This is a genomic window from Streptomyces sp. NPDC012935 (assembly GCF_042900345.1).
GTDB lineage: Bacteria > Actinomycetota > Actinomycetes > Streptomycetales > Streptomycetaceae > Streptomyces.
The window spans coordinates 282,541-308,592 of the sequence record NZ_JBIBBC010000006.1; the positions used below are offsets into that span (position 1 = coordinate 282,541).

Genomic DNA, 26,052 nt, shown 5'->3' on the forward strand with positions numbered 1-26,052 from the left:
ACGGGTACGGAGCCCCGGCCGACGGCCGGGGCTCTCACCCGACCCGCCCCTAACTCGTGTGCAGCATCAGCCCGATGCCCACGACCAGCAGCGCAGCCGCCGCGATCCGCGGCGCCCCGAACCGCTCCTTGAAGAACACCGCCCCGATCGCGGCCCCCACGATGATGGAGGACTCCCGCAGGGCGGCGATCGGCGCCAGTTCGGCCTTCGTCTGCGCCCACAGGACCAGCGCGTACGCGGTGACGGACAGCGCGGCACCCAGCAGACCCAGCGCGGCGAACGGCCGCAGCACGGCGACGGTCTGTCCGCGCCAGCGCCAGACCGCGTACGCCGGGATGACGAGCCCCTCGACCACCATCAGCCAGGCGATGTAACCGAGGGACGATCCGGAGGCCCGTACGCCCAGTCCGTCGATGACGGTGTACGCCGCGATGCTCAGCCCCGTCGCCAGCGCGGCCCCGATCGCGGCCCAGTTGGGCCGTCGCCCGCGCAGCCCCCACAGGGCGACACCGGTCAGTCCCGCGCACGACAGGGCGATGCCGGCGGCCCCCCAGCCGTTCGGCACCTCGTGTGCGAACACGGCCGCCAGTACGGCGACCACGAGCGGCGCGGTGCCGCGTGCGAGGGGGTATGCCTGCCCGAAGTCGCCCAGCTGGAAGGACTTCATCAGCAGCGCGAAGTAGACGATGTGGACGAGGGCGGAGGCGAGCAGATACGGCCACGCCTCGGCCGCCGGGAACGCCCCGAAGGGCATGAGGGCCAGCCCGATCACCACCCCGCCGCCCGCGATGAGCGTGAACCCCACCAGCTTGTCGGTGATCTTGTGGGCGATGGCGTTCCAGCCGGCGTGCGTGACGGCCGCGAGCAGGACGGCGGCCGTGACCAGCGGGGTCACGAAGTCTGCTCGCGCACGTCCACCAGGGTGGCACCGGCATGGGCGACCAGGTCCAGGGGTGCCATGGGGAACACCACGTGCGGGTTACCGGCGGCGGCCCAGACGACGTCGTGCCCGAGCAGCGACCGATCGGCGAGCACGCGCGTCTTCGTCCGGTGCCCGAAGGGCGGTACGCCGCCGATGGCGTACCCGGTGGTCTCCCGTACGACGTCGACCTTGGCACGGGTGACCTTCTCGGCGCCGAGTTCCTTCCGCACCAGCTCCAGGTCGACCCGGGAGGCCCCGTCCATCAGGACGAGCACGGGGACCCCGTCGGCCGCGAAGATCAGCGACTTGCAGATCTCGCTGAGCTCGCACCCGATCGCTGCGGCGGCCTCGGTCGCGGTGCGGGTCGCGTCCGGGAACCGGCGCATCCGGGCGTTCAGATCGCTCAGCCCGAGCTCGTGCAGAGCCTCGGCGAAACGTGGGTGGGCATGTGATTCCGATGCTTCCGAGGACGTCATGCCCGGCAGGCTAGCTGTCGGATACGTGTGCCACGAACGAATTCCAGGTGCTGAGAGAGCGGGACCTCAGCCGAGCAGGATCGTGACGTCGATGTTGCCGCGGGTGGCGTTGGAGTACGGGCAGATGTCGTGCGCCGCGTCCACCAGCTTGGCGGCGAGATCCGCGTCCAGCACCGGCAGGGAGACACTGAGGGCGACCGCGAGGCCGTAGCCGCGCTGCTTGTTGGGGCCGATGCCGACCTTCGCGGCGACCGTGGAGCCGGTGAGGTCGTAGCCCTCGCGGTTGCCGACGAGGATGAGCGCGTTGTGGAAGCAGGTGCTGTAGCCGGCGGCGAACAGCTGCTCGGGGTTGGTGCCGTTGCCGTCGCCGCCGAGGGCCGGGGGCATCGCCACCTTGAGCTCGATCTGGCCGTCCTGGCTGGTGACATAGCCGTCGCGGCCGCCGTGCGCGGTGGCCTCGGCGACGTACATGATCTTCGTCGGACGGGTGTCGACGGCGGTGCCCTCGTCGGTCATGGTTGGCCCTCCCCCCAGACAGCGCGCATCGGAAAAGGCGCGCACAAGTGCATTGTGCACAAGGTACTGGCCGGTCGGTCGGTGACCGTTACCAGGGGGTAGGAACCGGGGGTAACCCGATTTCAGGGGGTGGGGTCCGCGGTGGGGTGTGCTCGGTGCGCGAGCTGCCACAACTCCTCGCGCAGTCGCGCGACTCCCGCCGCGTCGAGCCCCGTCGCGGTGAGCAGTGCGCCGGGCACGCACTTCGCGCGCTCCCGCAGCTCCGCCCCGTGCCCGGTGAGGGTCACGAGCACGGACCGCTCGTCCCGCGCCGACCGCTCACGCCGCACCAGGCCGGCCGCCTCCAGCCGCTTCAGCAGGGGAGAGACGGTGCCGTAGTCGAGCCGCAGCGCGGCGGCCAGCTCCTTCACCGTCGCCTCGCCCCGCTCCCACAGCACCAGCAGCACGAGGTACTGCGGGTAGGTGAGGCCGAGTTCGTCGAGGAGCGGGCGGTAGGCGGCCGTCACCGCCCGCTGGGCGGCGTACAGCGCGAAGCAGAGCTGGTCGTCCAGGGACAGCGACCCCGCGTCCTCTTGATGCGTCACGCGCCCATTGTCACGGACCGCGGGTCGAATCCGAACGGCAGCTCGAGGCGATGGGCGCGCATCAGCTCGTCGTCCGCGAGGAGTCCGGCCGTCCTCCCGTCCGCCGCGATCACGCCCTCGCTCAGGATCAGGGAGCGGGGGCACAGCTCGAGGGCGTACGGCAGGTCGTGCGTGACCATCAGGACGGTGACGTCCAACGAGCGCAGGATGTCGGCCAGTTCGCGGCGGGAGGCGGGGTCGAGGTTGGAGGAGGGCTCGTCCAGGACCAGGATCTCCGGTTCCATCGCCAGGACGGTCGCCACCGCGACCCGGCGCCGCTGGCCGAACGAGAGGTGGTGCGGCGGACGGTCCTTGAACTGCGCCATGCCGACCCGCTCCAGCGCCCGGTCGACGCGCTCCTCCAGCTCCGCCCCCTTCAGCCCGGCCGCCGCCGGCCCGAAGGCGACGTCCTCACGGACCGTCGGCATGAACAGCTGGTCGTCGGGGTCCTGGAACACGATCCCGACCCGGCGCCGGATCTCGGCCATGTGCTGCCTGCCGACGGGCAGTCCGGCGACCTTCACGCTGCCGGTGCCGCCGGTCAGGATGCCGTTGAGGTGCAGGACCAGGGTCGTCTTGCCGGCGCCGTTCGGGCCGAGCAGCGCGACCCGCTCACCGCGCGCGATGGTGAAGTCCACGCCGAACAGGGCCTGGTGACCGTCGGGATAGGCGAAGGCGAGGCCAAAGACCTCCAGGGAAGCAGTACTCACAGGGCCCATCCCAACACGCAGACGACAAGGGCGGCGAAGGGCAGCGCGAGGGCGTACGACCACTGCGCCCGGGACGCGGTCACCTCGTCGATCACCGGCATCGAACCGGCGTACCCCCGGCTGATCATGGCCAGATGCACGCGCTCACCCCGCTCGTAGGACCGGATGAACAGCGCGCCCGCCGACTTCGCGAGCACGCCCCAGTGCCGCACGCCCTTGGCCTCGAAGCCGCGTGACTCCCGTGCGATGCGCATCCGCCGCATCTCGTCGGCGATGACATCGCCGTACCGGATCATGAAGGACGCGATCTGCACGAGGAGCGGCGGGAGTCTCAGCCGCTGCAGGCCCAGCAGGAGTTCGCGCAGCTCGGTGGTGGAGGCGAGGAGCACGGAGGCGGCGACGCCCAGGGTGCCCTTCGCGAGCACGTTCCAGGCGCCCCACAGCCCGCTGACGCTCAGCGACATGCCCAGCACCTCGACCTGCTCGCCCTCCGCCACGAACGGCAGCAGCACGGCGAACGCGACGAACGGCACCTCGATCAGCAGCCGCTTGAGCAGAAAGCCGGCCGGCACGCGCGCGACACAGGCGACGACCGTGAGCAGTACGGCGTACAGGCCGAACGCCCACATCGCCTCCCGCGGCGTCGACACCACGACCACCACGAACGCGAACGTCGCGGCGAGCTTGGTGTGCGGCGGCAGGCCGTGCACGGGCGAGTGCCCGTGCCGGTAGAGCCTGTGCGCGTGCCCGGCGCCCATGTCGCGTCTCAGACCTTCGTGCTCGTGGGCGACACGTCGGCGGCCTCGTCCGTACGACGCCGGCGCACCGCCCAGAAGATGCCGGTGCCGGCGACGACGGTCGCGCCGACGCCGATCACGCCGGCGAGACCGCCGGACAGCCGGACGTTGTCGACGTCCTTGACGCCGTAGTCGGCCAGCGGGGAGTCGGCGTTCGCGTGCTCCTCCGCGGACTCGGCGAAGCCCTTGTCCTCGGCGACCTTCTCCAGACCGTCGGGGCTGGCGGAGGCGTAGAAGCTCACGAACCCGGCGAGGACGAGGGAGGTGACCAGACCGCTGATCCACAGGGTGCGGCGCGAGGTCCGGGCCGCGACCGGCTGCTCGGCCTCGGCGCCGGGAGCGTCGACGAGCTCGCCGCCGACCCGCAACTTCAGCGGCTGGCGCAGGTCACGGGCGCCGTACACGAGGTCGGGCCGTACGGCGATGACGGCGCCGATCGTCAGCGCGGTGATCGCCGCTTCGCCGATGCCGATCAGGAGGTGGACGCCGCCCATCGCGGTGGCGACCTTGCCGATCGGGACGTCGGTGGTGCCGCCGATCCAGAACAGCAGCGTGAACGCCAGCGCGGCGGCCGGCACCGACACCAGCGCGGAGACGAAGGAGGCGGCGGTGATCGAGCGACGGGTCTTCGGTAGGACCTTCACCAGGGCCCGGAAGACGGCGTAGGCGACGACGACGCCGACGATCGCCATGTTGGTGATGTTCACGCCGAGCGCGGTGAGGCCGCCGTCCGCGAAGAGGATGCCCTGCATCAGCAGGACGACGGAGATGCACAGCGCGCCGGTGTAGGGGCCGACGAGTATCGCGGCAAGGGCGCCGCCGAGCAGATGTCCGCTGGTCCCGGCTGCGACGGGGAAGTTCAGCATCTGCACGGCGAAGATGAAGGCGGCCACCAGGCCGGCCAACGGGGCCGTCCGCTCGTCGAGTTCACGGCGTGCGCCGCGCAGGCTCACGGCGACGGCGGCAGCGGCGACCACTCCGGTCACGGCGGAGGTCGGGGCGTCTATGAATCCGTCAGGTACGTGCACCCTTCGATGGTGTGGCTTGATGCGAACTGTTCGCAAGAGCGTCTCACTCTCTGTTGTAAACACGAGATAAGACGCTCCGGAGGGTGTAATCCCGGAAATATGGGACATTGAAGGGGAAGCGGATGCACGGTTTCCGCCTAGGTGACGTACGGTAAGGGGTCGTCCGATGTCCGTAGTCGAGCAGTACGCGCGAGCCCATATCGTCACGGACGCGGACCTCCTGGCGGAGGAACAGGATGCCGTGCCGGTGGTCCTGAAGTACGACCCCGACGCCGACCCGCGTTCGGTGTGCGTCAGGTTGCCCGGCCGCCAGGCACACGAGTGGACCTTCTCGCGCTCCCTGCTTGAGCAGGGGCTGCGCGCTCCCGCGGGCAGCGGGGAGATAAGGGTGTGGCCGTGCGGCCGGGTGCAGGCCGTGGTGGAGTTCCACTCCGCGCAGGGTGTCTCGGTGGTGCAGTTCGACATGAAGGCCCTGATGAGGTTCCTGCGGCGGACGTACCTGGCTGCCGCACCTGCCGCACCTGCTGCATCCGCCGCCCCCGTCGAGCGTGAGGCTCAGGCTCAGCTGCGGGGCTGAGTCGCTGAGTCTCAGCCGCCCAGCTTCAGCAGTTCCGCCACGATCGGGCCCGCCGTCTCGCCGCCGTGGCCACCCGCCTGGACGACGCCCGCGGCCGCGAGGTCGTTCCGGTACGCGGTGAACCAGCCGTTCGGCTTCTTCTGGGCGTCGACCTCCGCCGAGCCGGTCTTCGCACCGACGTCACCGGTGACCCCGGACATGGCCTCGGCCGCCGTGCCGTAGGCCGCCGTGTAGGACATCAGCTCGCGCAGCTGCGACAGCGCGGACGCGGACATGGTGCGGGAGGCCGTGGCGAGGGTGCGGTTGTCGACCGTCGGAGCGACCAGGTACGGCTGCTTGAAGGTGCCCGTCTTGATGGTCGCGGAGACCGACGCCATGTTCAGCGGGTTCATCCGCACCCCGCCCTGGCCGATCAGCGAGGCCGCCATCTGGGCCTGCGACTGGACCGGGACGGAGCCGTCGAAGGTGGGGACGCCGACGGACCAGTTGTTCAGGGAGAGACCGAAGACCTGCTGGGCCTGCTTGGTCAGGCTGTCGTTGTCCAGCTCGGGCGCCTGGCTGATGAAGGCCGTGTTGCAGGAGCGGGCGAAGCTCGCCTTGAAGGTGCCGCCCTTGATCTCGAACTTGTCGTCGTTCTGGAACTTCCAGTGCCCGTACGTGAAGTACTTGGGGCACGGGTGCTCCTTGTCGGCCTCCGCCAGGCCCTTCTCGATCAGCAGCGACGAGGTGATGACCTTCATGGTGGAGCCGGGCGCGAGGGAGCCCTGGAAGGCGATGTTGAAGCCGTGCGAGGAGTTCGCGACCGCCAGGATCTCGCCGGTCGAGGGGCGCAGCGCGACCACCGACGCCTTCGACTTGGCGGCCACCTGCTTCTCCGCGGCGGCCTGCAGCGTCGGGCTCAGCGTCGTCTCCACCGTGCCCGGCGTGCCCTTGCTCAGCTCCACCAGGGTCTTGTCGGACAGCTCGGCCTTCTTGGACTCCTTGCCCCGGATCACCTGGAGCTCGATGCCCGCCTTGCCGCCCGCCTTCTCGCCGTACTTCTCGCGCAGCCCGTCCAGGACCGAGCCCAGCGACGGGTACTCGTCCTCGGTCAGCTCACCGCCGTCCCGGTCGAGCGCCTTGACCGGCGGGGTGCCGGACTCGCCGGTGACGAGGGTGTCGCCGTCCTTCAGGTCGGGGTGCACGACCGCGGAGTGCCAGTCGACGAGCGGCTTGCCGTCCTCGGCCCGCCGCACGACGGTCAGCGCGCTGTCGTACGTGAGCGGCTTGGTGGTCCCCTTGTACGACACCGTGCCCTTCACGGAGAAGGGGACCTTGGCGCCGGTGCGGGTGCCGGTGGTGAGGGTGACGTCCTTGATGTGGGCGTCCTTGGCGTAGCCGGCCAACAGGGCCTTGGCGGCCGTGGTGTCGTCCGTGGCGGCGGCCGCCTCGGTCACCTTGCCCTGCTGCCAGGCGGTGAGGAACTCGCGGGCCGCGGTCTTGACCTCCGTCGCCGACAGCGGGCCGGTCTTGACGGACTTGGCCTTCTCCGAGCTCGACGACTGCGCACCGTTCTCGGCGGCGGCTCCGCTGCCGAGCAGGGCGTAGACGCCGACCCCGGCGCCGCCGAGGACCACGGCGATCATCCCGCCGAGCACGGCGGGGTTGGTCTTCCGTCGCTCGGCGACGCGCCTTCTGTTGCCCACTGCTTTCCGTTCCCTCGCGTATTCCAGGGGCCCCCGCCCGCCCCGCCTGCCTCACGCATACCAACGACGACGACCACCCTAGAGTCCCGTGCCGCGAGGGATAAGTTCACCCGGACGCTCGTAGCACGGCTGCGACAATCGGCCCGGCCGCGTCGCTGCCGTGACCGCCCTGCTGGGACATGGCCGCGGCCGCCACATCACCCCGGAATCCGGTGAACCAGCTGTCGGAGGTGGCCTCCCCGTCGACCTCCGCGGACCCGGTCTTGGCGCCGATGTCGCCGCCGAGCCCGGACATGACCTGCACGGCGGTGCCCTGGGGCGCGGTCGCGGTCAGCCGCATCATCTGCTTCAGCTGGGAGGCGGTGCTCGCCGGCAGCCCCTTGGCGGTGGCGAGTTGGCGGTCGTCGAGGTCGGGTGAGACCAGATACGGCTGGCGGAACTCGCCGGTGATCGCGGTGGCTGTGACCGATGCCATGTTCAGCGGGTTCATCTGGACCTGGCCCTGGCCGATGGCGTTCGCGGCGCGGTCCGGGCCGGTGGCGGCGGGGACGCTGCCGTCGAAGGAGCTGATGCCGGTCTTCCAGTCGCCGCCGAGCCCGAACCGCTCCTGCGCCTCCGTCGTCAGCGAGGCGTCGGTGAGCGGCTCCTCGTCGACGAGCTTGATGAAGGCCGTGTTGCAGGAGCGTGCGAAGCCGTTGGCCAACGTGGCGTTCGCGGTCTCGTCAGGCTCGAGGCCCGTGAGGTTCTTGAAGGTCTGGCTCTTCCAGGTCGCCGTGTCCGGGCAGGGCGCGGGGCCGTTCATCGTGGTCACGCCGTTGTCGATGAGCGTCGCCGCGGTGATGATCTTCATCGTGGAGCCGGGCGGGACGCGTCCCTCGAAGGCCGCGTTGAAGGCGTCCGCACGGTGGTTCGCCACCGCCAGCACCTCGCCGGTGCTCGGCTTGAGGGCCACGACGGAGGATTCGGCGTACCGCTTCACCGCCTTCTCGGCGGCTGCCTGCACGCTCGCGCTGAGCGTCGTCCGCAGTTTGCCGGGCCTGCCCTTCGCGAGGGTCAGCAGCGAGGTGTCCGGCGACTCGTCGGCGTGCCGGATCGCGAGCTCGACGCCGGGTGAGCCGCCGGCCTTGCTGCCGTACCTGTCGCGCAGGGTGTCCAGGACCGGGCCGAGGGAGGGGTACTTGTCCTTCGTCAGCACCGTGCCATTGCGGTCGACGGCCTCGATGGGCGGGGCTGCCGCCTCGCCGGTGACGAGGGTGTCGTTCCTCTTCAGCTGCGGATGGATCACGGTGGGCTGCCAGTCGACGAGCGCCCTCCCGGTGGTGCGGCCGCGGACGACGGTGAGCTCGCTGCGGTAGGACAGCGGCTTGGACTTGCCGTCGTACGACACCTTCGCCTTCACGGTGTAGGGCACCGTGTCGCCGTTCGCCTTGCCGGGCGTGATCTTCACGCCGGTTATGTGGGCGTCCTGGCCGTAGGACCTGAGTACCGGGGCGGCTGCCGCGTCGTTGTTCGTCAGCTGTGCCGCCTGCGCCGCCTGCCCCTTCTCCCAGGCCGCGAAGAACTTCGCGGTCGTCTCCTCGACCTCATCCGCGCTCGGCGGCCCGGACCGCACCGGCGCGGGCCCGCTCGCCCCCGTCGCCCCACCGCCGTTCAACGCCGACATGATGTTGTACGCGCCGTACCCGGCACCGCCCACCATCACGGCGAACACGCCGCCTATGACGGCGACTTTGACCCCCTTGGACATGGTCCCCTCCCCGTTTTCGTCCACCGCACTGTAAGTGGCATGGGGGAAAGGTGTGAGAGGTGTTTTCTTTTGTTGGCCGAACTATTGACCGAATAGTGACCGTTTGGCCGGTCAGACCCAGGTGTCCAGCCACATCCGCGACCGCCAGTCGTCGACCGGGATCGCCGTGCCCGTGTAGATCGGCCAGAAGTAGATGAAGTTCCAGGCGATGAGCAGCACCAGCACACCCGCGCCCGTGGCCCCCGCCACCCGGCGGGTGTCTCCGGCGCGTGGCGGGCCGATGATCGCGCCCAGGAGCATGGCCACGGCGAGGCAGAGGAAGGGGAGGAAGACGATGGCGTAGAAGAAGAAGATGGTGCGTTCCTGGTAGAGGAACCAGGGGAGGTAGCCGGCCACGACACCGCAGGCGATGGCGCCGGCGCGCCAGTCACGGCGGAAGGCCCAGCGCCACAGGACGTACAGGACCGCGAAGGCGGCCACCCACCACAGCAGCGGCGTGCCGAGTGCCAGTACCTCGCGGGCGCACTTCTCGCCCGCGTCGACGGGGCAGCCGTCCTTGCCGGGCGTGGGGGACTCGTAGAAGTACGAGACCGGGCGGCCGACGACCAGCCAGCTCCACGGGTTGGACTCATAGGTGTGCGGGGACGACAGGCCGACATGGAACTCGTACACCTGGTGCTCGTAGTGCCACAGGCTGAGCCACCAGTCGGGGAACAGCCAGGACCAGCTGCTGCTGCGGCCGTTCGCGCTCGCCCAGTCGCGGTAGTAGCCGCCGCTGCCGTCCGTGGAGGAGAGGATCCAGCCCGCCCAGGAGGCGACGTAGGTGACGATCGCCACCGGCACGGTCGCGAGGAAGGCAAAGCCCAGGTCGTGCTTGAGCACCGCCAGGTAGGGGTTGCGGGCACCGGCGACCTTGCGGGCGCCGACGTCCCACAGGACCGTCATCAGGCCGAACGCGACCAGGAAGTACAGGCCGTTCCATTTGGTCCCGATGGCCAGGCCCAGCATCAGGCCCGCCGCCCAGCGCCAGGGGCGCCACCCGAGGCGCAGGGTCCCGGCGATGTGCGCGTCGGGGCGGAACCTGCCGTCGGGGTCGGCCGGGAGCGCGGCCGCGAGTTTCGCGCGTGCCCTGTCCCGGTCGATGACGAGGCAGCCGAACGCCGCCAGCACGAAGAACATCAGCACCCCGTCGAGCAGCGAGGTGCGGGCCATCACGAAGGCCAGCCCGTCCACCGCCATCAGCGTGCCCGCGAGGCAGCCGAGGAAGGTGGAGCGGAAGATCCGGCGGCCGATGCGGCACAGCATCAGCACGGCCAGCGTCCCCAGCAGCGCCGTCATGAACCGCCAGCCGAACGGGTTGAACCCGAACATCAGCTCGCCGAGCCCGATGACGTACTTGCCGACCGGCGGATGCACCACGTACGCCGCGTCCGTCGGGATCTGGACCTGGTCGCCGACCTTGAGGATCAGGTCGTTGGCGTTCTTGTCCCAGTTGACCTCGAAACCGCGGTGGACGAGCGCCCAGGCGTCCTTGGCGTAGTACGTCTCGTCGAATATCACCGCCTTCGGGTTGCCCAGGTTCCAAAAGCGCGTCACTCCCGCCAGCAGCGTCACCAGCAGCGGTCCGACCCAGCCCGACCAGCGAGCGATCCGCTCGGCGAGCGGGCGCGGGACGCCGAGGAACTGCCACATCCGCGGGCTGGGCTGGACGTAGGGCGGCACGAGCCGGTCGCGGACGTCGCTGCTGGGCGCAGCCGTGTAGCCGAATCGGCGCAGCCGCTGCTGCCACGACGGCCGCTGCTCGTGGGTCGCCTGGCCCTGCCGGGTGTCCGTGGAGGACGCGGTACTGGTCACCGCGCCATCGTAGGGAACACGTCTGTGACAGTCGCGTGGATGCGCCCTGCGAGGATGGAAACGTGACAGGAACCCTTGTTTTGGCAGGCACCCCCATCGGCGACGTCAAGGACGCCCCGCCCCGGCTGGCCGAGGAGCTGGCCGGAGCGGACGTGGTCGCCGCCGAGGACACCCGGCGGCTGCGGCGCCTCACCCAGGCGCTGGGCGTGCAGCCCGCCGGGCGGGTCGTGTCGTACTTCGAGGGCAACGAGTCGGCCCGGACGCCCGAGCTGGTCGAGGCGCTGCTCGAGGGCTCGCGCGTGCTGCTGGTGACCGACGCGGGGATGCCGTCCGTGTCCGACCCCGGGTACCGGCTGGTCGCGGCGGCGGTCGAGAAGGACATCAAGGTCACCGCGGTGCCGGGGCCGTCCGCGGTGCTGACCGCGCTCGCCCTGTCCGGGCTGCCCGTCGACCGTTTCTGCTTCGAGGGGTTCCTGCCCCGCAAGGCGGGGGAGCGGCGCTCGCGCCTGAAGGAGGTCGCCGAGGAGCGGCGCACCCTCGTCTACTTCGAGGCGCCGCACCGGCTCGACGACACGCTGGCCGCGATGGCCGAGGTGTTCGGCGCCGAGCGGCGGGCCGCCGTGTGCCGGGAGCTGACCAAGACGTACGAGGAGGTCAGGCGCGGCGGGCTGGGGGAGCTGGCCGAATGGGCGGCCGAGGGCGTGCGCGGGGAGATCACCGTCGTCGTCGAGGGAGCGCCCGAGAAGGGGGCCGAGGAGGTCGACGCCGCCGAGTTCGTCCGGCGGGTTCGCATCCGCGAAGAGGCGGGGGAGCGGCGCAAGGAGGCCATCGCGGCGGTGGCGGCGGAGGCCGGGGTGCCCAAGAGGGAGGTCTTCGACGCCGTTGTGGCGGCGAAGAAGGCGGGGGCGTGAAACGCCGTGTGAGCAGGGCGTATATCGCATGAGCGTGCGCCCCATGCCGGGGTAAAGGGACCCGGCCCTTTCGGCAAGGAACGTCCAAGTCGGCGCCAACACTGGACAGATCCCGTGCGTTCACTGCTGCGGAGCAGTCCACTGGGTTCAGGGACGCGACCCGTCCCACCCAGCGGACCACAGGAGCTGGCATGAGTGAGATCGCACAGCAGACCACGGGCCTTCGCAGCGCCGCGACCGCCGTCGTCCACGAGTCGTATTCGTTCGCCTGCATGCACTGCGGGCACGGCTGGGAGCAGTCGTACGAGATAGAGCACCACATGGACGGTGACGGCCACGAGTTCGTCATGTACGTGGCGAACGGCCAGGTGGTGCCCTCCCCGTTGAGCCGGCCCACGTGCCAGAACTGCGACGGCCACGTCGTGCGGATCATGCGGCCCGGTCAGGTGTCCTCCGTGCAGAACTCCCTGCACCGCGCCCGCCCGATCCCGACCCAGCCGAAGGGCGAGCACGAGTCGGAGCCGGCGGCGGCGCCGGTCGAGCCGCACCACTGGCATCTGTCCGATCTCCTGCACGTCTTCCACCGCAAGGCGAGCTGAGCCGAGCACCCGGCGCTCGGGCATGCCCCTTTCGTAGGATCGGGGCATGCCTTCGAACGCCGCCGACAAGCACGCCGCCCCGCCGCTCCCGCAGCCTCTGCGGGTGCCGGTCGCCGACTCGCACACCCACCTCGACATGCAGTCCGGCACGGTCGAGGAGGGGCTCGCCAAGGCGGCGTCGGTGGGCGTGACGACGGTCGTGCAGGTCGGCTGTGACGTACGCGGCTCGCAGTGGGCGGCCGAGACGGCGGCCCAGTACGACGCGGTGCACGCGACCGTCGCCCTGCATCCGAACGAGGCGCCGCGCATCGTGCACGGCGACCCCGACGGCTGGTCGCGGCAGGGGGCGCGTGAGCCGGGTGGTACGCGGGCGCTCGACGAGGCGCTCGCCGAGATCGACCGCCTGGCCGCGCTCGAGCAGGTCAAGGGCGTCGGCGAGACCGGCCTCGACTACTTCCGCACCGGGCCCGAGGGCAAGGAGGCGCAGGAGGCGTCCTTCCGTGCCCACATCGAGATCGCCAAGCGGCACGGCAAGGCGCTGGTCATCCACGACCGCGAGGCCCATGCGGACGTGCTGCGGGTGCTGAAGGAGGAGGGCGCCCCGGAGCGGACCGTCTTCCACTGCTACTCCGGGGACGCCGAGATGGCCCAGGTGTGCGCCCGCGCCGGATACTTCATGTCCTTCGCCGGCAACGTCACCTTCAAGAACGCCCAGAATCTGCGGGACGCGGTGGCGGTGGCTCCGCTGGAGCTGCTCCTCGTGGAGACGGACGCGCCTTTCCTCACGCCTGCCCCGTACCGCGGACGGCCCAACGCTCCGTATCTCATTCCGATCACGGTGCGGGCCATGGCAGCCGTACGGGAGATCGACGAGGACGTGCTGGCGGCGGCCCTGGGCTCGAACACGGCACATGCCTTCGGCTACTGACGGATAACCGCTCGATAACGCTCGCACGGGTTCACCTCGACCCGGCCGCAACTGTGCGTAGTCGCGTCGCCTTGGAGAGTAATCGACGCTCCGCTAGGTTCTGGGGGCCCTAAACGGACCCCTCCGCTGGAGCGTGTCGTCGTGAGCAACGCGCAGTTCGAGACGTATGGCCCGAGCCCGGCCCGCGAGCCTGCGGCGTACGGCGGCTTCGACCCGCACAGCGCGCAGACGCTGGGTTACGGGGTGCAGGCGGTGTACGAGACGCACGACGCGTACGGCACGTACAGCGCAGCCCCTGCCTACGCCACTTATGAGGACACCTACCGGCCCGCCTACGAGGCGTCCGAAACGGGGTCCGAAACGGCGTACGAGACGGCGTACGAGGCGGAGTACGAGCCGGTTGTGCGCCCCAGGAGCGGACGTCGGGCCGCGCACCGGCGCAGGGCGCGGGCCGCCGAGCGGGGGGACGGGCCCATGCGCAGGCTCGTCCCGCAGGCGCTGGTCGTGGCGTTCCTCGCGGGCGGCACGAGCGCCTTCGTCGCCAAGGACAAGGCGATCGAGCTGAGCGTCGACGGCACGCCGCGCACTCTGCACACCTTCGCGGACGACGTCACCGAGCTGCTCGCCGAGGAGGGCGTCGACGTCGGCGCGCACGACGTGGTGGCGCCCGCTCCCGACGCGGCGCTCACCAGCGGTGACGAGGTCGCGGTGCGCTACGGCCGCCCCGTGCGGCTCACGCTCGACGGGCAGCGCCGCGAGGTGTGGACGACCGAGCGCACGGTGGAGGCGGCGCTCAGACAGATCGGGGTGCGCGCGGAGGGGGCGTACCTCTCGGCGTCGCGATCCCGGCGCATCGGGCGTGAAGGGCTCGCGCTGGATGTGCGTACCGAGCGCGCGGTGACGGTCATGGCGGACGGGCGGGCGCGCACCATCCGTACGAACGCGGCGACCGTGAGCGAGGTCGTGGAGCAGGCCGGCATCACCCTGCGCGGTCAGGACGCGACGTCCGTGCCGCTCGACAGCTTCCCGCGCGACGGGCAGACGGTCACGGTCCTGAGGATCACCGGCCGCAAGGAGATCCGCGACGAGGCGATCCAGTTCGCCGTGCAGCGGATCGAGGACCCCTCGGTATTCAAGGGGACGGAGGTCGTCGAGCGGGCGGGGCAGCTGGGGCTGCGGCGGGTCACGTACTCGCTGCGCACCGTCAACGGCGTCCGGCAGAAGCCGCGGCGGACCAGGTCCGAGGTGGTGCGCGAGCCGCAGACGCAGGTGGTGAAGGTCGGCACCAAGCCGCTGCCGACTTCCGTGCGCGGTGCGGGAGGGCTGAACTGGCAGGGTCTCGCGGCGTGCGAGTCCGGGGGCAGGGCGGACGCGGTGGACTCGTCGGGGACGTACGGCGGGCTGTACCAGTTCGATACGCACACCTGGCGGAGCCTCGGCGGGAAGGGCCGTCCGCAGGACGCGCCGGCGGCGGAGCAGACGGCACGGGCGAAGAAGCTGTACGTGCGGCAGGGGGCGAGTCCCTGGCCGCACTGCGGGGAGCGCTTGCACGGGTGAGCCGTGTGAGGTGACGGGCGGCCGGAGGCAGCTGTACGGCCCCGTACCCTTGTCGGGTGAGCAGCCCCACCCCCGACGCCCTCCTGGGCCCCGCCGACATCCGTGAACTGGCGGCCGCCCTCGGTGTGCGCCCCACCAAACAGCGCGGCCAGAACTTCGTGATCGACGCGAACACGGTCCGCCGCATCGTCCGCACCGCGGGCGTCCGCCCCGACGACGTGGTGGTCGAGGTGGGACCGGGACTCGGCTCGCTCACCCTGGCGCTGCTGGAGGTGGCCGACCGCGTCACCGCCGTCGAGATCGACGACGTCCTCGCCGCCGCGCTGCCCGCGACCATCGCGGCCCGCATGCCGGAGCGCGCCGACCGGTTCGCGCTGGTGCACTCCGACGCGATGCAGGTCGCCGAGCTGCCGGGCCCGCCGCCCACCGCACTGGTCGCCAACCTCCCCTACAACGTGGCCGTCCCGGTCCTCCTGCACATGCTCGAAACCTTCCCGAGCATCGAACGCACCCTCGTCATGGTGCAGTCGGAGGTCGCCGACCGACTGGCCGCCGCGCCCGGTTCGAAGGTGTACGGCGTCCCCTCGGTCAAGGCCAACTGGTACGCCGAGGTAAAGCGGGCCGGCGCCATCGGACGCAACGTCTTCTGGCCCGCCCCGAACGTCGACAGTGGGCTCGTGTCCCTGACCCGGCGCGCCGAGCCGCTCAGGACCACGGCCTCCAGGCGTGAGGTCTTCGCCGTCATCGACGGCGCGTTCGCCCAGCGCCGCAAGACGCTCCGGGCCGCACTCGCCGGCTGGGCGGGCTCGGCGGCCGCCGCCGAGCAAGCCCTTGTCGCAGCCGGCGTCTCACCGCAGGCCCGCGGAGAGGCCCTGACGGTCGAGGAGTTCGTCCGGATCGCCGAGCACAAGGCGGCCGGCACCCGCCCGCAGGAGTCCGGCGCGCGGGACGAGGAGTCCGGCGCGCGGTCGCAGGAGTCCGCCGTTGCGCGCAGCGAGCCCACCGCCGAATCGACGGGGGCCGCCGCCCGGGACGGAGAGTCCGGCGCGGAGTCGGCTGTGTCCGACGCCCGGTCGCAGCAGCCCGGCGTCCCGCCCGCCGAGTCCGCCGCCCGGTCCACCGCCCCGCACAAGGAGTCCGAGTAAGTGAGCGCGAGCGTCACCGTACGTGTCCCCGCCAAGGTCAACGTCCAGCTCGCGGTCGGCGCCGCACGGCCCGACGGCTTTCACGACCTGGCCAACGTCTTCCTGGCGGTCGGGCTGTACGACGAGGTCACCGTGACCCCCTCGCCCGACGGGCTGCGCGTCACGTGTGAGGGGCCCGACGCCGACCAGGTCCCCCTCGACCGGACGAACCTCGCCGCCCGCGCGGCGCTCGCCCTGGCGCAACGCCGTGGCCTGGACGCCGCCGTCCACCTCCACATCGCCAAGGACATTCCGGTCGCCGGCGGCATGGCGGGCGGCAGTGCGGACGGCGCGGGCGCGCTGCTGGCCTGCGACGCGTTGTGGGGTACGCACGCCTCCCGTGAGGAACTCCTGGACATCTGCGCCGAGTTGGGCAGCGACGTGCCGTTCAGCCTGGTCGGCGGGGCGGCTCTGGGCACCGGGCGGGGCGAGAAGCTCCGTGCGCTCGACGTGGGCGGCACCTTCCACTGGGTGTTCGCGATGGCCGAGCGGGGTCTGTCGACGCCGGCCGTGTTCCGTGAGTTCGACCGGCTCGGCGAGGGCACCGACATTCCCGAGCCCATCGCCTCCGAGCCGCTCCTCGCCGCCCTCGCGAAGGGCGACCCCGACGCCCTCGCCGCGGCCGTCTCCAACGACCTGCAGCCCGCCGCGCTCTCCCTCTTCCCGGAACTCGCCGGCACCCTCGCCGCCGGCCGTGCTGCCGGTGCGCTCACGGCGCTGGTCTCCGGCTCCGGCCCGACGACGGCGTTCCTCGCGCGCGACCCCGAGTCGGCGGAGAAGGTGGCCGACACCCTGCGGTCGTCCGGCACCTGCCGGTCGGTGCGCACGGCGTCCGGGCCCGCGCAGGGTGCCACGGTCGTGCGGGCCGCCGGAGCGTGACGCCGTACTCACAAGTACGCGTTCTTCGCCCGATCTCCACACGGAAGTACTGCGATCGCAGTACCCGTGGGGCGGCTGAGGCGTTTAGGGTCGCTTGACGTTTCAACTTTCGGGCTGTCATGCCCGGCTCACCGTCAAGTGCACTTCTGGAAGGGGACACTCCTGTGTCCGAATCCCCCACCCCCGCCCAGCCGTCTCACCGTAGAAAGCGCTCCCTGTCCCGTCGCGGCATGATGGCCGCGGGTGGGGCGGTGGCCGCCGGAACCGCGCTCACACCGATGGTGTTCGCCGCGGGCGACTCCGGCGAGACAGACAACTCCACCTCCGATTCCGGTGGATCGGGCACGACGCCGGAGAAGTTCCCCGCCACCCGGACCGAGGCCGCCACCGGCACCGGCGAGGCCACCACCGCCTTCGCCGCCTCCTACGTCGGTGTGCGCTGGTCCGGCGCCAAGGAGGGCGCCGCCATCCGGCTCGCGGACGGCAACTGGCAGACCCTGACCCACGGCTGCGCGGCCGTCGAGGACGGCGGTACCGCCCTGGTCGCCGCCGACAACGCCAAGGCCTACGAGGTGAAGGCCCCGACCGACATCAACGGCGTGCGCTCGCTGGCCATCGACACCACCGACGGCCCCGAGCGCACCTACCAGGTGCCGAGCGAGCCCACGCGCGTACGCGGCGTCGGCTACCTCTCGCGGCCGGCCTGGGGCGCCGACGAGTCCAAGCGGTACAAGGACGGCAAGGTCAACTCGCCCGAGACGTACTACCCGCTCCAGGTCATCACGGTCCACCACACCGCGACCCCCAACGGCGACCCCGACCCGGCCGCGACGGTCCGCGCGATCTACGAGTTCCACGCGATCACCAACGACTGGGGCGACATCGGCTACCACTTCCTCATCGACGAGGCCGGCACGGTCTACGAGGGCCGCTACTCCGGCGACGACGGCATCCCCGCCTTCAACCCGGACGGCGACCTCGTCACCGGCTTCCACTCCGTGGGTTACAACTCCGGCGCCCTCGGCATCGCCCTGATCGGCAACCTCGACCAGCAGGCCCCCACGGACGCGGCCAAGGCCTCCCTGATCCGGCTGATCAAGGTCATATCCCGGTTCCAGGGCCTGGACCCGCAGGCGAGGGTGACGTACACCAACCCCGTCAACGGCACCAGGAAGGACACGAACACGGTCGGGGGTCACCGCGACTACTTCGACACCGAGTGCCCCGGCCAGGTCATGTACGACCTCCTCGCCGAGGTCCGCGCGGCGGCCGCCCGCCACTGACACCGGCCTCCACGCCCCCGCGCCCCGAGGCCGCCGGTCCCCGGGGCGCAGGGGCTGTCGTACGGGCCGACTAGGCTGGGTGGCTGACCGACCCCCTGGGCAGGAGAGAAATGGCCGTCAATCTGGTCAATGTCGAGAACGTCAGCAAGGTGTACGGCACCCGTGCCTTGCTCGACGGTGTGTCGCTCGGCGTCTCCGAGGGGGACCGCATCGGCGTCGTCGGTCGCAACGGCGACGGCAAGACGACCCTGATCCGGATGCTCGCCAAGCTGGAGGAGGCCGACACCGGCCGGGTCACGCACTCCGGCGGGCTGCGGCTCGGGGTGCTCACCCAGCACGACTCGCTGGACCCCGAGGCGACCGTCCGGCACGAGGTCATCCGGGACATGGCCGACCACGAGTGGGCGGGCAACGCCAAGGTCCGGGACGTGCTCACGGGCCTGTTCGGCGGCCTCGACCTGCCCGGCTTCCCGCAGGGCCTCGACACCGTCATCGGCCCCCTGTCCGGCGGCGAGCGGCGGCGGATCGCGCTCGCCAAGCTGCTCATCGAGGAGCAGGACCTCATCGTCCTCGACGAGCCCACCAACCACCTCGACGTCGAGGGCATCTCCTGGCTGGCCCAGCACCTGCGCGAGCGCCGCTCGGCGCTCGTGTGCGTCACCCACGACCGGTGGTTCCTCGACCAGGTCTGCACGCGCATGTGGGACGTGCAGAAAGGCGACGTCTACGAGTACGAGGGCGGCTACTCCGACTACGTCTTCGCCCGCGCCGAGCGCGAGCGCATCGCCGCCACCGAAGAGGTCAAGCGGCAGAACCTGGTCCGCAAGGAGCTCGCCTGGCTGCGCCGCGGCGCCCCCGCGCGCACGTCCAAGCCGCGCTTTCGCGTCGAGGCCGCCAACGAGCTCATCAAGGACGTCCCCCCGCCCCGGGACAGCAGCGAGCTGATGAAGTTCGCCTCCTCCCGGCTCGGGAAGACCGTCTTCGACCTGGAGGACATCACCGTCCAGGCCGGCCCCAAGGTGCTGCTCAAGCATGTGACATGGCAGCTCGGGCCGGGGGACCGGGTCGGTCTCGTCGGTGTCAACGGCGCCGGCAAGACCTCCCTTCTGCGGGCCATGGCCGAGGCGGCGCGGACGGAGGGCGAGGCGCAGCCGGCCGCCGGACGGATCGCCGTCGGAAAGACCGTCAAGCTCGCCTACCTGTCCCAGGAGGTCGCCGAGCTCGCCCCGAACCTGCGTGTGCTGGAAGCCGTGTCGCAGGTGCGTGAGCGCGTCGACCTCGGCAAGGGACGCGAGATGACCGCCGGACAGCTGTGCGAGACCTTCGGCTTCAGCAAGGAGAAGCAGTGGACGCCGGTCGGCGACCTCTCCGGTGGTGAGCGGCGCAGGCTGCAGCTGCTGCGCCTGCTGATGGACGAGCCCAACGTCCTCTTCCTCGACGAGCCCACCAACGACCTCGACATCGAGACCCTCACCCAGCTGGAGGACGTCCTCGACGGCTGGCCGGGCTCGATGATCGTCATCTCCCACGACCGGTTCTTCGTCGAGCGGACCACGGACCGGGTGTTCGCCCTGCTCGGGGACGCCACGCTGCGGATGCTGCCGCGCGGCATCGACGAGTACCTGGAGCGCCGCCACCGCATGGAGGCCCAGGTCGCCACCGGCGCGGTGTCCACCCCCGTCGCCGCGAAGGCCGTACCGGAGAAGAGCGCCGCCGATGTGCGCGCCGCCAAGAAGGAGTTGCAGAAGATCGAGCGCCAGCTCGACAAGATCTCCGAGAAGGAGACCAAGCTGCACACGCAGATCGCCGAGCACGCCACCGACTTCGGAAAGGTCGCCGAACTCGATGCGGAACTGCGCGACTTGGCCGGTCAGCGGGACGAGCTGGAGCTGCGCTGGCTCGAACTCGCCGAGGACGCGTAGCGTTTCGCCGGGAAGAGCGCGACTGCCGAGGTGGCACTGTGTGTCGGCTGTCGTCTGCGGTGCCGTCGTGGCTGGTCGCGCTCGCGCGGCGGTAGCCGCATATCGATACAGCCCCGCGCCCCTTCAGGGCGCATCCGCGCCCCGCGTGAAGGGCGCGTGAAGGCGCATAACGGGGGCATCACAGGCCGGTCCTCCCTTGGGAACAGGGGGCGGGACGACCCGGTGCACTGTCGTCGGCGGGTGATAGAAAGAGCCGTCTGAGAACAGTCTGAGAACCGTCGGTGTGGCGGAAACGCGACGGCACATGACGTGGCACCACACCGGTCACGAGGGGGAACCGCTCATGAGCCAGCCGCCCAACCAGCCGCCCCAGGGCGGTTTCGGCGCACCGCAGGATCCGCGGCAGGGCGGCTTCGGCGCCCCGCAGCCGGACGCGCCGCAGACCCCGCCCCCGCCGCAGGGCCCGCCGCAGACACCCCCGCCGCCGCAGGGCCCGCCGCAGACGCCGCCGCCCCCGCAGAGCCCGCCGCCCGGCGCCCCGCAGCCCGGCTACGGCTACCCGCAGCAGCCGGCGCAGCCGGGCCCGTACCAGTCCGGCCCGTACGTACAGCCGCAGCCGCAGCAGCAGCCGGGGCCGTACGGCTATCAGCAGCAGCCCGGCCCCTACGGCCAGCAGCCCGCCCAGGGTTACGGATACCCGGGGCAGCCGCAGTACCCGGGCGCGCCCGGCGCTCCCCAGCCCGGCTCGCGCAACCCCTTCAAGGGCAAGCCCGCCCTCGCCATCGGTGCCGCGGTGGCGGCGTTGCTCGTCATCGGCGGCGGCGTGTACGCGGTGACCAGCGGCGACGACGACCCGAAGAAGCCGGTCGCCCAGGAGAGCGGTGACTCGAAGAACACCGAGTCCCCGTCCGACGACCCCGAGGGCAGCGGTGGCAGTGGCGGCGGCGCCGACCCGGAGAACCTCAACGGCGGTCGCCAGTCCGGCGACTCGAAGGTGCTCTGGTACAAGCCCGCGCCCGACGCGCCCGCCTCCGGCGCCGACGCCCCCGGCATGTGGATCACCGACAAGGCCGCGGTGAAGGCGGCGTACAAGCAGCTCTTCGCCTACAACGTCGGCGACGGCGAGGCCACTTGGGACCCGATCGCCTTCCCGGAGAAGATCTGCGCGGTCACCCCGCAGAAGTCGTCCGACGACAAGATCGTCGTCGCGTACATGAGCGGCGGCAGCGACCGCGCCAAGTGCAACCAGCTCCAGCAGGTCGACCTCAACACCGGCGCCAAGGGCTGGAAGGCCTCGGTCGCCAACGGCGCGCTGTTCGACAGCACGCTCGACGTCGAACTGTCCATCACCGGCAAGACGCTGATGGTGGGTCGCTCGCAGTCCGGCACGGCGTACGACGTCAACAGCGGCAAGAAGCTGTGGGACAAGACGCGGTTCGGCGACAAGTGCTTCCCGGACGCCTTCGCCGGCGGAGACAAGCTGATCGCCGTGGCGGGCTGTGACGCCACCGGCAGCAACGAGCACGACGAGGTGCAGGAGCTCGACCCGGCGACCGGCAAGGTCAAGTGGACCTGGCAGTTCGACAAGGGCTGGAAGGTCGCGCGCGTCTTCTCCCTCGACCCGCTGGTCCTCTACAGCACCAACGAGGACAAGAAGCAGTGGAACATCTCCACGCTCGGCGACGACGGAAAGCGCCGCTCGCAGGTCGAGGTCGCTCTGGAGATCGGCGCCCAGTGCGGCTGGGCCATCCTCCAGCGTGACCTCCAGGGCTGCAGCGGTGTGGCCTCGGACCCCGACACCCTCTACATGCCGACCAAGGCGACCACCGGGGCCAACGAGATCGTCGCGATCAACCTGGCCAACGGCAAGGAGAAGTGGCGCGTCAAGTCCCCCGCCGAGGAGCCGATGCTGCCGATCAAGGTCGAGGACGGCAAGCTCCTCGCCTACGTCGACCCGTCGTACGACGCGGGCGGCCAGGTCGTGTCCATCCCGGTCGCCGGCAGCAACCCCAAGCCGACGACGCTGCTGCAGAACCCGGCCGGCGCCGCGGATGTCGAGAACGGCTTCTTCTCCAAGGCGTTCGACTGGGCCGACGGGCGCTTCTACCTCTCGAGCACCCGGCTGAGCGGCAACGACGAATCCAAGGAGAAGCTGATCCTCGCCTTCGGTAAGTGAGCCGAGCGGCAGTCCTTCCCTTGCCGTCGTCCCCCTCGTCCCCGCCGTGCCCGTCGCCCCCTCCCCTGAGGTACCCACGCCATGACCCAGCCGCCGCCTCCGCCGCCCAACCAGCCCCCGCAGGGCGGGTTCGGCCCGCCGCAGGACCAGCCGCCCCACCAACAGGGGGGTGGCGGCTTCGGCCCGCCGACACCGCCGCCGCCTGCGCAGACGCCGCCGCCCCCGCAGGGTCCGCCGTCCGGGGCCCAGCAGCCGGGGTACGGCTATCCGCAGGCACCCCAGGGTGGGCAGGGGGGTCAACAGCCGACTCCGCCCGCCGGGTACGGCTACCCGGGCCAGCAGCCCGCCACCTACGGGCAGCCGCAGAACCCGTACGGCCAGCAGCAGAACCCTTACGGTCAGCAGCCCGGCTACGGCTATCCGCAGCAGACCGTGCCGATGCACCCCCAGTCCGGCGGGCCGGGCGGTGGCGGGCAGCGGTCCAGCGGGCAGCTCGCCGTCATCGTGGCGGCGGCCGTCGTGGTGATCTCGCTGATCATCGGTGGCGTGTTGTACGCCAAGTCCGGTGACGAGGGCGGCAAGGACGACACCGCCAGCTCCAGCGGCGGCACGGGCGGCGGGGACAACGGTGACGGTGACGGCGGCGGCGTCGATGCCCCCGACGGCACCGAGAAGGTGCCCGCCGACACCAACTCCGATGTCCTCTTCCAGGTCAAGGCGCCCGACGTCGAGGACGACACCAGCGTCGTGGTGTCCGGCTCGTGGCTGACCGACGACGCCTACGTCAAGAGCGGCGTCGCCGAGATCGTCGGCTACGACCGCGACAAGGGCACCAAGCTGTGGACCGTCAAGCTGCCGGGGCCGGTCTGCCAGGCCAGTAAGCACGTCAACGAGGACGGGCTGACGGCCGTGGCCTTCCAGCCCGACATGCCGACCAAGGAACGGCCCTCGTACGGCTGCAGCGAGGTCGCGGCGATCGATCTCGACGCCGGCAAGAAGCTGTGGACGAAGAGCACCGAGGTCGACGGCTCACCGCTGCGCTTCGACAACATCACCGTCAGCGGCGGCACCGTCGCCGCCGGCGGTACGAGCGGCGGCACCGCGTTCGACCTCGAGACCGGCAAGCAGCTGTGGGTCCCGAAGGCCGAGGACGGCTGCTACGACCTCGGGTACGCCGGTGGCGAGAAGCTGGTCGCCGTACGCAAGTGCGGTTCCTACGCCCAGCCTCAGCTGCACATCCAGACCATCGACCCGAAGTCCGGGAAGGTGATCTCCGAGTACAAGATGGCCGAGGGCGTCGAGTACGCGAGTGTGGTGTCCACCGAACCGCTCGTCGTCGCCGCCGAGGCCGGGCAGTCGGACGCCATCGGCATCTCGGACGTCTTCTCCATCGACAACAAGACCGGCAAGCTGCGTATCCGCATCTCCGTGCCCGCCGACCAGTTCGCGGCCAAGTGCTCCGGCGTCACCACGATCGAGCAGTGCAAGGGCGTCGTGGTGGGCAATGACCGGCTCTACGTGGAGACCGAGCAGCACAGCAGCGGTGGTGCGCGCGGCCGGACCAACGAGATCGTCGCCTTCGACCTGGCCACCGGCAAGCAGACCGGGCAGCGGGCGGACGCGGGGGACGGCTACACGATCACGCCGCTGCGGATGGACGGCGGCAACGTGATCGCGTACAAGCGGCCGCCGTACGACAAGGGCGGGCAGATCGTCAGCGTGGACGGCGGCAGCTTCAAGGAGACGAAGCTGCTGGAGAATCCGGCGGCGCGGTCGGTGCGGGATGTGGAGACGCGGATGTCTCCGGAGTACTCCGAGTTCATCTACTCGCAGGGGCATCTGTACATGTCCGCCGTGTTCGCGAGCGAGTTGACGAGTTCCGCCGATCCGAAGGCTCATGTGATCGCGTTCGGTACGACCGCCGAGTGAGCTGACCCCTCCGGCGACCATGGCCCCGTTCCTGTTCAGGAGCGGGGCCGTGTGCGTACGTACCGTCGTACCGTCTCATCGTCCTCGAATGCGGGGAACGCCAGAAAATCCGCCGTTCCGGGGCACTTCTCACCAGTAGGGGGAGCGTAACGTCGAACAAGCGTGTAGCTTCCGGGGGCATGAAGGGCGGGGGAGCCGGGAGGGGGCTTCTGTCCGCGCGGCCAGTGGGTATCCGTGGTGGGGGCTCCGTGGTGGGCGTTCACCGGGTTCCATTGGCGGGACAGGGGGACTGGGGGACTTGGGGGGTTGGTCGATGGGAGTGCGGCTCATGGTGGTCGACGACCACCGATTGCTCGCGGAGGCGCTGGCCTCGGCGCTGAAGCTGAGGGGACACCGGGTGCTGGCCGCGGCGGCGCCGGCCGCGGGGGCGGCGGAGCTGGTGATCACGCGGGCGCCTGAGGTGTGCCTGTTGGGGACGGCGACACCTGCGGAGCCTGGGATGTTCGATCCGGTGGTGAAGATCAAGCGGGAGCGGCCGCAGGTGGCTGTCCTGGTGCTGGGGCCGGTACCGAGTCCGCGGGGGATTGCGGCGGCGTTTGCGGCGGGGGCCTCCGGCTATGTGCGGCACGACGAGCGGATAGAGGGTGTCGAGCGGGCGATCATGAAGGCCAGGGCGGGGGAGGCGGCGGTGGCGCCGCAGCTGCTGCAGGGGGCCTTCAGCGAGTTGCTCAATCCGGCGGCCCAACCGGACGACGAGGGGCAGCGGTTGCTGCAGATGCTCACGCCCCGGGAGGTCGAGGTTCTGGTCCGCGTGGCCGATGGCGAGGACACCCGCCTGATCGCGGCGGGCATGGGCATCGCACCGTCGACTGCGCGTACCCATGTCCAGCGGGTGCTGATGAAACTGGGCGTGGGGTCGCGGCTGGAGGCGGCTGCGTTGGCGGCGCGGACAGGGTTGCTGGATCGGGCGGGGGAGGGTGGTGCGTGACGCGTACTGCCTGCGGCGGCCTGTGGCTGTTGGGTGGGGGTTCGCGTAGCGCCCGCGGGTGTGTGGTGGGTCGGGGCCGTGCCGGGGGGTGTCCGTCCTCGGACCGGCGGTCGGGGCCGGGCAGGGTGGTGCCGTTTCTTGACGCCGGCCACTGCGGGCGGACACCCCCCCGGCACGTCCCCTTGCCGCCGTGGGCGGGTGCGGCGCCGCGGCGGCACGCCACCGCCATCAGGGCCCGTGTGGGACGGCGGTCCCGGCCTTGCAGCCTGTCCGGCGTTTGAGGACGAGGCCGTTCAGGCCGATGGGGGTCCAGGGGGCGCAGCCCCCTGGCGGGGTCGAAGGGGCGGAGCCCCTGGGACGGGACGGGTAGGGGCGGCGGGGGCGAAGGAGTTGTGGGTTGCCCCCCGCCGGCGGGTTACTGGGCCGGCTCGTCCTCCTGTGCGGTCTCCGGAGGAGGCGGCGCCGTAGGCCGCAGCTTCAGCCAGGCCAGGAAGAACAGGCCCAGGAGCAGCATCCCGAGCCCGGTCCAGAGGTTGATGTTGACGCCCTGGGCCTTGTCGATCGCGGCGTCGTCGTCGGTGATGCCCGCGATCGTGACGATGACGCCGTAGAGCACGAAGAGCCCGCCGATGATGCGCCGGATGTCGAACAGCCGGGCGGCCGTCGCGGACTTGCCCTCCAGGTCCGTGACTTGTCGCAGCAGGTCCTTCTCGGAGGAGCCGGGGCGTTCGGAGTGGTGGTCGGTCATGGGTCTCGGACCT

General features: G+C 71.0%; 22 protein-coding genes and 1 pseudogene. 12 read left to right on the top strand and 11 right to left on the bottom strand.

The genetic code is table 11. From position 1 onward, the window contains the following. Positions 1 to 49: 49 nt before the first annotated feature. From ACFY5C_RS17715 to ACFY5C_RS17745, 7 genes are all read right to left on the bottom strand, one after another. On the bottom strand, positions 50 to 895 hold the full coding sequence (locus tag ACFY5C_RS17715) for an EamA family transporter (RefSeq protein WP_389445203.1): 846 nt from the start codon (positions 893 to 895) through the stop codon (positions 50 to 52). Further along, positions 892 to 1,398 (bottom strand): YbaK/EbsC family protein, encoded by a 507-nt coding sequence (locus ACFY5C_RS17720; protein ID WP_389445205.1) that lies wholly within the window; start codon positions 1,396 to 1,398, stop codon positions 892 to 894. The genes ACFY5C_RS17715 and ACFY5C_RS17720 overlap by 4 nt, the downstream gene beginning before the upstream one ends. Before the next feature lie 66 nt (positions 1,399 to 1,464). Further along, the gene (locus tag ACFY5C_RS17725; protein WP_389445207.1) at positions 1,465 to 1,914 is read right to left on the bottom strand and encodes an organic hydroperoxide resistance protein; all 450 of its coding nucleotides are present in this window, start codon (positions 1,912 to 1,914) and stop codon (positions 1,465 to 1,467) included. A gap of 122 nt (positions 1,915 to 2,036) precedes the next feature. Beyond that, entirely contained in the window at positions 2,037 to 2,498 is a 462-nt protein-coding gene (locus ACFY5C_RS17730) for a MarR family winged helix-turn-helix transcriptional regulator (protein ID WP_389445208.1), read from the bottom strand. Next, positions 2,495 to 3,256 (bottom strand): energy-coupling factor ABC transporter ATP-binding protein, encoded by a 762-nt coding sequence (locus ACFY5C_RS17735; protein ID WP_389445210.1) that lies wholly within the window; start codon positions 3,254 to 3,256, stop codon positions 2,495 to 2,497. Before ACFY5C_RS17735 ends, ACFY5C_RS17730 begins: the two co-directional genes overlap by 4 nt. After that, on the bottom strand, positions 3,244 to 4,005 hold the full coding sequence (gene cbiQ / locus ACFY5C_RS17740) for a cobalt ECF transporter T component CbiQ (RefSeq protein WP_389445211.1): 762 nt from the start codon (positions 4,003 to 4,005) through the stop codon (positions 3,244 to 3,246). The genes ACFY5C_RS17735 and cbiQ overlap by 13 nt, the downstream gene beginning before the upstream one ends. Before the next feature lie 8 nt (positions 4,006 to 4,013). Further along, a complete protein-coding gene (locus ACFY5C_RS17745; protein WP_389445213.1) occupies positions 4,014 to 5,072 on the bottom strand; it encodes an energy-coupling factor ABC transporter permease in 1,059 nt (352 codons plus the stop codon). Between the two features lie 166 nt (positions 5,073 to 5,238). Here ACFY5C_RS17745 and ACFY5C_RS17750 point away from each other — a divergent pair, with 166 nt between their 5' ends. Continuing rightward, positions 5,239 to 5,649, top strand: a complete 411-nt coding sequence (locus ACFY5C_RS17750; protein ID WP_389445214.1) for an SsgA family sporulation/cell division regulator — start codon at positions 5,239 to 5,241, stop codon at positions 5,647 to 5,649. Between the two features lie 11 nt (positions 5,650 to 5,660). On the opposite strand, the gene ACFY5C_RS17755 is transcribed toward ACFY5C_RS17750, so the two are convergent. The 3 genes from ACFY5C_RS17755 to ACFY5C_RS17765 form a co-directional block, all read right to left on the bottom strand. Continuing rightward, positions 5,661 to 7,334, bottom strand: a complete 1,674-nt coding sequence (locus tag ACFY5C_RS17755; RefSeq protein WP_389445215.1) for a penicillin-binding transpeptidase domain-containing protein — start codon at positions 7,332 to 7,334, stop codon at positions 5,661 to 5,663. A 106-nt stretch (positions 7,335 to 7,440) separates the two neighbouring features. Continuing rightward, positions 7,441 to 9,081: a penicillin-binding transpeptidase domain-containing protein gene (locus ACFY5C_RS17760; protein ID WP_389445216.1), complete on the bottom strand. Its 1,641-nt coding sequence runs from the start codon at positions 9,079 to 9,081 to the stop codon at positions 7,441 to 7,443. A gap of 111 nt (positions 9,082 to 9,192) precedes the next feature. After that, the gene (locus tag ACFY5C_RS17765; RefSeq protein WP_389445218.1) at positions 9,193 to 10,935 is read right to left on the bottom strand and encodes a dolichyl-phosphate-mannose--protein mannosyltransferase; all 1,743 of its coding nucleotides are present in this window, start codon (positions 10,933 to 10,935) and stop codon (positions 9,193 to 9,195) included. Between the two features lie 62 nt (positions 10,936 to 10,997). Between ACFY5C_RS17765 and rsmI the strand changes: the two genes are divergently transcribed. The 11 genes and pseudogenes from rsmI (at position 10,998) to ACFY5C_RS17820 (ending at position 25,291) form a co-directional block, all read left to right on the top strand. Beyond that, positions 10,998 to 11,846, top strand: coding sequence for a 16S rRNA (cytidine(1402)-2'-O)-methyltransferase (gene rsmI, locus ACFY5C_RS17770; RefSeq protein ID WP_389445220.1), 849 nt, complete (start codon positions 10,998 to 11,000; stop codon positions 11,844 to 11,846). Between the two features lie 191 nt (positions 11,847 to 12,037). Then, positions 12,038 to 12,445, top strand: coding sequence for a hypothetical protein (locus ACFY5C_RS17775; protein ID WP_389445222.1), 408 nt, complete (start codon positions 12,038 to 12,040; stop codon positions 12,443 to 12,445). Positions 12,446 to 12,491: 46 nt separating this feature from the next. Beyond that, on the top strand, positions 12,492 to 13,373 hold the full coding sequence (locus ACFY5C_RS17780; protein WP_389445224.1) for a TatD family hydrolase: 882 nt from the start codon (positions 12,492 to 12,494) through the stop codon (positions 13,371 to 13,373). Between the two features lie 141 nt (positions 13,374 to 13,514). Then, positions 13,515 to 14,930 (top strand): ubiquitin-like domain-containing protein, encoded by a 1,416-nt coding sequence (locus ACFY5C_RS17785; protein ID WP_389445226.1) that lies wholly within the window; start codon positions 13,515 to 13,517, stop codon positions 14,928 to 14,930. A gap of 56 nt (positions 14,931 to 14,986) precedes the next feature. After that, a pseudogene (gene rsmA, locus ACFY5C_RS17790) lies at positions 14,987 to 15,847 on the top strand (16S rRNA (adenine(1518)-N(6)/adenine(1519)-N(6))-dimethyltransferase RsmA); the annotation flags it as partial. Between the two features lie 228 nt (positions 15,848 to 16,075). Beyond that, positions 16,076 to 16,993: a 4-(cytidine 5'-diphospho)-2-C-methyl-D-erythritol kinase gene (locus ACFY5C_RS17795; RefSeq protein WP_389445227.1), complete on the top strand. Its 918-nt coding sequence runs from the start codon at positions 16,076 to 16,078 to the stop codon at positions 16,991 to 16,993. A 164-nt stretch (positions 16,994 to 17,157) separates the two neighbouring features. Beyond that, positions 17,158 to 18,276, top strand: a complete 1,119-nt coding sequence (locus ACFY5C_RS17800) for a peptidoglycan recognition family protein (protein WP_389445229.1) — start codon at positions 17,158 to 17,160, stop codon at positions 18,274 to 18,276. A gap of 110 nt (positions 18,277 to 18,386) precedes the next feature. Further along, complete coding sequence (locus ACFY5C_RS17805; RefSeq protein ID WP_389445231.1) at positions 18,387 to 20,198, top strand: ABC-F family ATP-binding cassette domain-containing protein; 1,812 nt, start codon at positions 18,387 to 18,389, stop codon at positions 20,196 to 20,198. Between the two features lie 343 nt (positions 20,199 to 20,541). Then, positions 20,542 to 22,374, top strand: a complete 1,833-nt coding sequence (locus ACFY5C_RS17810; RefSeq protein ID WP_389445233.1) for a PQQ-binding-like beta-propeller repeat protein — start codon at positions 20,542 to 20,544, stop codon at positions 22,372 to 22,374. Positions 22,375 to 22,455: 81 nt separating this feature from the next. After that, the gene (locus ACFY5C_RS17815) at positions 22,456 to 24,303 is read left to right on the top strand and encodes a PQQ-binding-like beta-propeller repeat protein (protein ID WP_389445235.1); all 1,848 of its coding nucleotides are present in this window, start codon (positions 22,456 to 22,458) and stop codon (positions 24,301 to 24,303) included. A 313-nt stretch (positions 24,304 to 24,616) separates the two neighbouring features. After that, the gene (locus ACFY5C_RS17820; RefSeq protein WP_389445237.1) at positions 24,617 to 25,291 is read left to right on the top strand and encodes a LuxR C-terminal-related transcriptional regulator; all 675 of its coding nucleotides are present in this window, start codon (positions 24,617 to 24,619) and stop codon (positions 25,289 to 25,291) included. A 415-nt stretch (positions 25,292 to 25,706) separates the two neighbouring features. Here ACFY5C_RS17820 and ACFY5C_RS17825 read toward each other — a convergent pair whose 3' ends face one another. Further along, positions 25,707 to 26,039: a hypothetical protein gene (locus tag ACFY5C_RS17825; RefSeq protein WP_389445239.1), complete on the bottom strand. Its 333-nt coding sequence runs from the start codon at positions 26,037 to 26,039 to the stop codon at positions 25,707 to 25,709. Positions 26,040 to 26,052: the final 13 nt, after the last annotated feature.